This window comes from Roseibium litorale (assembly GCF_014842915.1).
Lineage (GTDB): Bacteria > Pseudomonadota > Alphaproteobacteria > Rhizobiales > Stappiaceae > Roseibium > Roseibium litorale.
Window position 1 is genome coordinate 84,275 of record NZ_JACYXI010000017.1, and the last position, 7,554, is coordinate 91,828.

Here is a 7,554-nt window from a genome sequence, read left to right on the forward strand (position 1 = left end):
CTCCTGACAATGTAGATTGTCCCCGCCTGTTGGGAAGCCCGCCTGAACGCGAAAAGCCCGGGACCTGTCCGGCACCGGGCTTAATTGTTACCGGCTGGCTGCCGGACTGTTCCGTTCTGAGGAAACAGCCCGGATCGCTGGTCTTACGCAGCCAGATCGGTGTTTTCGCGTTCCTCGGCCTGCCGGCGCAGGGCGTCACGGCGGGCCTCGAGGTCATTGCCCATTTCCTTCAAGAAACCATCGACCGTTTTGCCGAGTTCCTCAACGATCTCCTTCACGGCCCTGGAGATGCCGTCCACATTCTCAGCCTCCGACGACGTCTGCTGGATTGCTCTGGAAACCCCATCCACGCTGACCAGAGCCTGCGAGGTGCCGTCAGCTGCCACAGCCGCACTGCGCGAAATCTCGCCAGTCGCAGCACTCTGTTCCTCGACCGCGGCGGAAATGGCCGAGGTAACTTCCATGATGTTTTCGATCGCGGTGGAGATCTCCCGGATGGAATCCACCGCTCCGTCCGTGAGCTCCTGCACAGCCTGAATCTGGCCGGCGATTTCCTCGGTCGCCTTTGCCGTCTGGTTGGAAAGCTCTTTCACCTCGGCAGCGACGACCGCAAACCCTCTGCCAGCCTCCCCTGCCCGGGCAGCCTCGATTGTCGCGTTGAGCGCCAGCAGATTGGTCTGTTCGGCAATGTCGCGGATCATTTCCACCACCGTGCCAATCTTCTGTGCTGCCGCTGCCAGACTGGACACGTTTTTATCGGTTGCGTTTGCCACATGGGTGGCGCTGTCGATAATCGCAGTTGCACGGCTCGCCTGAGACAGGATCTCATTGATGGCGCTGGACATTTCCTCTGCAGCAGAGGCCACGGACTGGACGCTTTCAGAGGAGTTGGAGGAAGACCCGTGCGCCTCATCCGCAGCCCTGGTTGCAGAACCTGAGATCTCCGCCACCTTGCTGGCAACCTGCAAAAGGCCTGAAACCTTTTCCTCCACATTGCCGCTGACGCCGCCGATCAAGTCACGGAAATGTTCGATGATGCTCGCGACATGGCTCTGGCGCGCGGCCTCCCGGTCACGGTCCTCGGCTGCCAGCTTTTCCAGTGCCGCCCGGGCACGCGCATTTTCCTGGAACACGACCCCTGCCCTCGCCAGATCGCCCAGGCTGTCCTTGCGGTCCAGCATGGGCATGGTAAAGCCGAGGTCCGAGCGGGCGATCCGGTTCAAACTGCTAGTGATGGAACCTAACGCGCCCGTGATACTGCGCAGCTGCCACAGGCAGACTGCAAGCGTCCCCAGCAGCAGCACAATCGCTTCTGTCACCTGGACCGTCACCTCCTGCCAGGCAAGATCCAGGAGTTGCTGAGCCCGGACCTCGCCCTTGGCGGCGAAGTCCAGGGACACCTTGCGGATCATCTCAAGGCGTTTGGTCGCTTCGTCGAACCAGACAGATCCGTCGACGCCCTTTCCGTCCTTTGTCTCGGGCAGCGTGGCGAGGATCCCGCGCCACACCTTGACCTGCTCAACCGCGGGACCCGACACAGTGCTATCGAACAACGCCCGTTGCTCATCCGTCGCATGCTCACGGAACTCTTCGATGTTGAAGGTCTCGATCGCCAGATTCTGGGCGTAGGCGAGAAAAAGCTTGAAGGGAAAGCTGCCCTCTGCCGCAACTCTGGTAAATAGCTGGCCACCGATGGCCCGTTCGAGCCCGCCGGCCTCCTTGGCGTCGGTGAGCGTATAGAATGCAGTCATTTCACGGATATATTCCGGATCGTCACTCGACTGGACCACAGCGAGGATCAAGGATGTCAGTGCTCTGATCTGATCCGAATAAAAGGCCAGATTGCCGGGCCCATCGACCTTGCCTGCGTCCACGCGGTTTCTGTGCTCGCCGACCATGACAAGCCCGCCAACGGTCTCCTTGATCAGGCTTTCAAGTGTCTTGTTGTTAAAGCTCAGATCTGCGGCGGCAGCTTTCAGGTCTGCAAGGGCCGGTTCCGTTTTCTGGCGCTGGCTATCGACAAGTTTTCTCGGACCATCAGCGAAGCTGGAAGCCAGCAGAACTCCCGTGCGCCCTCTTTCTTTCTGCAATTCGTTGATTGCGGCCTCCGAGAGCTGAGCAAGCCGGCTCATAGGAACAAGGTCCGTATCGTGCATGGCGTTGCGATAGCTCTGATAGATCGACAGGACATCCACAAGCAGAAAAGCAAGCAAAGGTATGACCGCCAGCGAAGCGATCTGAAGACGAATTGATTTCAGCATGGAAACCCAACCCTAGGTTAATGACGCTTAGCGCTATCCTAGGTTGAACAGACTGAATAAAATGTAAATGCTAAATATATCTCAAATATCTATCATTATTTCCTGAGACCATTCGTGATCTTCAAAGTTAATTGCCTTGCGATATTTTACAATTCGAAGCGTAAAATCTAGACTTGTCAGATTATTTTTTATGCACAAAGGTCAAAAAATGGGCAGACCCATCTATATATTCAAGATTCAAGATCCCGGATCCGGACCCATAAATCTGATGGGAACAACTGTGCCGTCTGAGCTTACCCTTCACGCATCCCAAACTCCCGCACTGGCAAGAGCAGCAGGCAAATGGGCAGGAGCGCGCGCGCCTTCCGGTTTCTATAGACCTGCGGTCATTTCCCCCCTATATAGGGACAAATGGTACCGCGTTTCCGCGCATTGTCCGGCATGAGCCCGCAGCGCCGCGCAGACTTCCTTTGAAAGTGATTGATGACTGATCTTAATAACGTCGCCCCGGCGTTGGCCGCCGCTTTGGCAAACCGGGGGTATAAATCCCTGACCCCCGTCCAGGCAGCAGTTCTGAACGACGCCCCGCCAGAGGCGGATCTTCTGGTTTCCGCGCAGACCGGTTCGGGCAAGACCGTTGCCTTCGGCCTGGCTCTTGCGCCGACCATCCTGGGCGACGCAGAGCGGCTTGGACCCGCAGGCGCGCCGATCGCACTGGCGATTGCGCCCACCCGTGAACTTGCGCTGCAGGTGAAGGACGAGCTGAGCTGGCTTTATGCGGATGCCAATGCCCAGACCGTTTCCTGCGTCGGCGGCATGGACCCGCGCACCGAACGCCGCAACCTGGAGCGTGGCGCGCATATCGTTGTCGGCACGCCGGGCCGTCTTCGTGACCATATCGAGCGCGGCGCCCTGGACCTGTCCGAGCTGCGCGCGGTCGTCATGGACGAAGCCGACGAAATGCTCGACATGGGCTTCCGCGAGGATCTTGAGTTCATTCTGGATGCGGCTCCCGCCACCCGCCGCACGCTCATGTTCTCCGCAACGGTTCCCAAGCCGATCGCCGATCTTGCACGCCGTTTCCAGAAGGATGCCGTCCGCCTGTCAACCGTCAGCGCTCATGAGCAGCACGGCGACATTGATTACGTGGCCCATCCGGTCGCGCCGAACGAGCGCGAGAACGCCATCATCAACGTGCTGCGCCAGCATGAAGCGGAAAAGGCCATCCTGTTCTGCTCCACCCGCGAAGCGGTAAAGCGCCTGACCAGCCGCCTGGCCAATCGCGGCTTCTCCATCGTGTCGCTCTCCGGTGAACTGAGCCAGGAGCAGCGCTCCGCCGCCCTGACCGCCATGAAGAACGGCTCGGCCCGGGTCTGCGTTGCCACCGACGTTGCCGCGCGCGGCATCGACCTTCCGAACCTGGACCTGGTGATCCACGCCGACCTGCCGACCGGCAAGGCTGCGCTTCTGCACCGTTCCGGGCGCACGGGCCGCGCGGGCCGCAAGGGCACCTGCGTGCTCATGGTGCCCTATCCGCGCCGCCGGGCCGCTGAACGCACCCTGCAATTTGCGGGCGTCAAGGTGACCTGGGCCCCCGCCCCGACCGCCGATGACATCCGCGCCAAGGACCGTGAGCGCCTGCTGGCCGATCCGTCTCTAACGGCAGAGATGGAAGAAGAAGAAGAACTGGCCATCGCCCGCGAGCTTCTGGAAAAATACGATGCCGAGCGCATTGCCGCCGCCTTCGTCAAGCTGCGCCAGTCGCGCCTGCCGGCCCCTGAAGATGTGTCGGAAGCCTCCGAAGACAACATCCGTGGACGCGGTCCGGGCGAACAGGGCGGCCGCTCTGCAGAGATCCGGGGCAAGTTCGAGGATGGCGTCTGGTTCCGTCTATCTCTCGGCCACAAGCACCGCGCCGACCCGCGCTGGCTGCTGCCGATGATCTGCCGCGCCGGTCACGTGACCAAGAAGGAAGTCGGCGCGATCAAGATCTTCCAGAACGAAACCCGCTTCGAGATCGAAGGCGCCCATGGCGAGCGTTATGCGGAAGTCATCCGCCGGGATGGTTCTGGTGAGGAAAACGTCACCATCACGGTTCTGGATGCCCGTGGCGGCAAGGTTCCGCCCCCGCCCTTCGAGGACCGTGGCGGTGGACGCGGCGGCTTCGGTGGCGGCCCGCGCGGCGGTGCACGTCCGCGCCGGGACGCCTATGAAGGCGGCTCCGAAGACCGGATTGAACGCCCCCGCAGCAATGACCGCGGCTTCGACCGGGGCGCGCCCCGTGGCGACTTTTCCGCCCGGGGCCCGGCCAAGGGACCCAAGCGCCGCCGCTTTGGCGACGACGAACCGGCCCCGAACCATCCGGCCTTCGAACCACTGGACATGAAGGCCCTTGCGCGCGATGGCGGTGGTGACACCGTCCGCAGCGAACGCCCTGCCCGTCCGCGCAAGGACGAGCGCCCGGCGCGGCGCGACTGGAACGCCGACAAGGCACCGGAAGGCCGCGAAGGCGCAAAGCCTGGCAAGCCGGACGGCAAGAAGCCCTTCAAGGCCAAGGCTGACGGCCCGAAGAAAAAGGGCCCGAACAAGAAGAACAAGCCGACCCGCTCGGAACGCAAGGCCACCAAGGCCAGCTTCTGAGACAAGACATGACACACTGAAAAAGCCGGGCCCAGCGCCCGGCTTTTTTGTGAGCAGCTGCCTCTCCCAAACTCCTGTCACCTTCAGCGAAGCAAGTGCCGCAGCTTCATCTACGCGTCTCTCAAATTTCTGTCAGAAATGGGCTTGGACATTCCCTGGACATACGGCGCTGCTCTGGACACACAATGAGCTCTTGAGAATCGGTTTTGATGAAAATGATCGGCGATAGATCCACCCGCCTTATTGTCCTTCGAGGAAACTCAGGGAGCGGCAAATCGGCGCTCGCAGCCGCTATTCGTAGCAACCGCCCTCGCGGCATCGCAATCATCGGCCAAGATAATCTGCGGCGCACCATTCTGCATCTGCCGGACAAGAAACCTTCCTTGACTGCGGAGTACATAGACCTCTCAGCTCATTTTGCACTCAAGAATGGTCTCAATGTAGTCATTGAGGGAATACTGTATAATGAGATCTACGGCAGCATGCTCAGACGGCTTATTTCTGCTCATGAAGGAGTAACCCGCTGCTATCGGTACAGGCTTTCCTTCGAGGAGACGCTCAAACGGCATGCAACAAAACCGGACGCAGCTGATTTCGGAGAAATCGAGATGCGGCAATGGTGGCGGGAAGAGGATGCGCTGACGGGCGTTAACGAAACGATCATCGGACCAGAGAAGACCCTCGCGGAGACCACGAAAGCCGTGATTGCAGATTGCGGCTGGGAACCGCTCACAACACCGATCTGAATTGGCTTCCGCTCAACCGGAACGGCGCGGCAAAGCCTGCAGTTTTCGGCAAATGAGCGATGTGAAGGAAGGCTGGCTGGGGCGGGAGGATTCGAACCTCCGAATGTCGGTACCAAAAACCGATGCCTTACCACTTGGCGACGCCCCAAAGAGTGCAGGACGTATAGCCAAGCCCGCGCGGGGGCGCAAGGCTTCCTCTGCCTATATTCCTGCTGTTTCGACAGGGTTTTCCCCAGACGGAAGCTGGCCACGCCAATGCGGAAGGTTTCCGTTTTGAAGCCGCACCCTTTTGCCGCCTCAGTCATCCACAGGCCGGGACAGCAGAAGGCAAAATCAGATGCCTTTTTTCAACAGCGCGCTGCAATCCTCTTGCAGGCATCCGGCAGCAGTGCTAATAGACCGCCACACCAGACGGGCGCCACGCTCACTGGTTCCCGGCAAGCATTGATTTGCTTGATAAAAAATAGGTTCGGAGTGTAGCGCAGCCTGGTAGCGCACCTCGTTCGGGACGAGGGGGTCGGAGGTTCGAATCCTCTCACTCCGACCATTTCTGCTTTCAAAAATAAGTCATTGATTTTTAACGAAAAAACACGGCTAAATTTGCCTGTGTAGGAACTGTGCAGAAAAAATTGCGGATTTGAATCTGGCTTAGGGGCACGCTTTTTTCTTATTAGCGCTTGTATTTGATCGCCTCACAAAGAGGATTGCGCGAGCGCCGCCCCACCAAATCGTTCGGCCTCATATTCCTTCGCGCCCCTCCCTTACGAGCATCGATAAATGAGGGTTTCACCGGCGACTTCCGCCAAGTGGTAGTCCATCGCCAAATCATGCGCGATGGCGTCGTAATCGATGTAATATTGCAGGCGCTCAGGGATATCACCGAATAGCCCTTCCTCGATGAATTGCTCCGCAAGGTCTCGCAGGCTTGGCAGATGATAGATATCGACTTCGACGGCCTCCGGATCATCCAGGATGGTTTCAACCCGATAGCCGCACTCCCTGACGGCAAGCACCAGCTTGAGCTTGTCGTGGTCATCGAGCGTATCAATCGCCTCCAAAAGGGCCGACAAGTTGCCTTGGCTGAGGCCAAAGGCCCCGGCCAGTTCTCCATCCATGGCGTTACCATCGATGAACTGGATTTCGAATTCTTCTACCCGGTCGCCAAACCGGTTCGTAGCCTCGGCTGACTTCCTTTGATAGTCCGCCCAATTCTCGAAATAAAATCCGTCGGCAGCCAGGTCGTAGGGCTGGGCATAGAATAAAACCATCTTGTTTCCTCCAATGGTAAGTGGGTTGCTCATGCAACCCTGCTTCCGGCGAGGACGGGGATGGGAGGGGACAAGCGAAATCACACAGGTTGGTGCGGGCGCAAGGCCATAGGCCTGAGCCTCGGCCTGTGTTTATTTTGCTTGTGGGGAGAAAGGGGCTGCGCCACTGGCTTCCCCTTTTTAATTCACTGGTAGACATATTCGCCCCAAAAGGCCTCAAATCGCATGAGTGGCAAAATTGATATGCGCCCAAATAACGAGTAATCTTCTGAAAATCTCAGTACTTTAAAGCGGTTTATTTCGTCTGCGACCAATTACATGAGGTTGAAAATGCGCTTTTCATCGATATTTGCTATATTTTTCGCTGTCTCGTTTAATGTGTCTCATGTTTACGGGAGCGAATTGCCCCAACTGATCCTCGCACAAGAAGTCGCGGGCATTCCCTTTGACATTCCCATTCAGGTCGATATCGGAGCCGTGAATGATGGCAAATTGCCGATTGGATTAGCGGCCTGTTGATTTCCATTGAGAAGTAACCCGGCATTTCCACCGAGAATTGACCCTCCTTTTAGGTATGTTACGGGTCTGTGGGTTCGGTCAAGTTCTTGGCTTTCTCCTTCTTCGTTTTGGGCTCATGTG

Annotated in this window: 4 protein-coding genes and 2 tRNA genes; 3 read left to right on the forward strand and 3 right to left on the reverse strand. The window is 58.4% G+C overall.

From position 1 onward, the window contains the following. Positions 1–143 precede the first annotated feature (143 nt). Positions 144–2,261: a methyl-accepting chemotaxis protein gene (locus IG616_RS20570; protein WP_192150411.1), complete on the reverse strand. Its 2,118-nt coding sequence runs from the start codon at positions 2,259–2,261 to the stop codon at positions 144–146. Between the two features lie 483 nt (positions 2,262–2,744). Here IG616_RS20570 and IG616_RS20575 point away from each other — a divergent pair, with 483 nt between their 5' ends. Beyond that, a complete protein-coding gene (locus IG616_RS20575; protein ID WP_192150413.1) occupies positions 2,745–4,901 on the forward strand; it encodes a DEAD/DEAH box helicase in 2,157 nt (718 codons plus the stop codon). Positions 4,902–5,110: 209 nt separating this feature from the next. Further along, on the forward strand, positions 5,111–5,647 hold the full coding sequence (locus tag IG616_RS20580; protein WP_192150415.1) for a P-loop NTPase family protein: 537 nt from the start codon (positions 5,111–5,113) through the stop codon (positions 5,645–5,647). Positions 5,648–5,720: 73 nt separating this feature from the next. Here IG616_RS20580 and IG616_RS20585 read toward each other — a convergent pair. Next, positions 5,721–5,795 (reverse strand) — tRNA-Gln (locus tag IG616_RS20585). A 322-nt stretch (positions 5,796–6,117) separates the two neighbouring features. Here IG616_RS20585 and IG616_RS20590 point away from each other — a divergent pair. Next, positions 6,118–6,194, forward strand: a tRNA-Pro gene (locus tag IG616_RS20590). Between the two features lie 214 nt (positions 6,195–6,408). Here the strand turns inward: IG616_RS20590 and IG616_RS20595 are convergent. Then, positions 6,409–6,948, reverse strand: a complete 540-nt coding sequence (locus IG616_RS20595; protein ID WP_209007901.1) for an antirestriction protein ArdA — start codon at positions 6,946–6,948, stop codon at positions 6,409–6,411. Positions 6,949–7,554 lie beyond the last annotated feature (606 nt).

Excerpts from the sequence above, each read along its gene's own strand:
- IG616_RS20570 (WP_192150411.1), bottom strand. The coding sequence starts at position 2,261 with ATGCTGAAATCAATTCGTCTTCAGATCGCTTCGCTGGCGGTCATACCT.
- IG616_RS20575 (WP_192150413.1), top strand. The coding sequence starts at position 2,745 with ATGACTGATCTTAATAACGTCGCCCCGGCGTTGGCCGCCGCTTTGGCA.
- IG616_RS20580 (WP_192150415.1), top strand. The coding sequence starts at position 5,111 with ATGAAAATGATCGGCGATAGATCCACCCGCCTTATTGTCCTTCGAGGA.
- IG616_RS20595 (WP_209007901.1), bottom strand. The coding sequence starts at position 6,948 with ATGAGCAACCCACTTACCATTGGAGGAAACAAGATGGTTTTATTCTAT.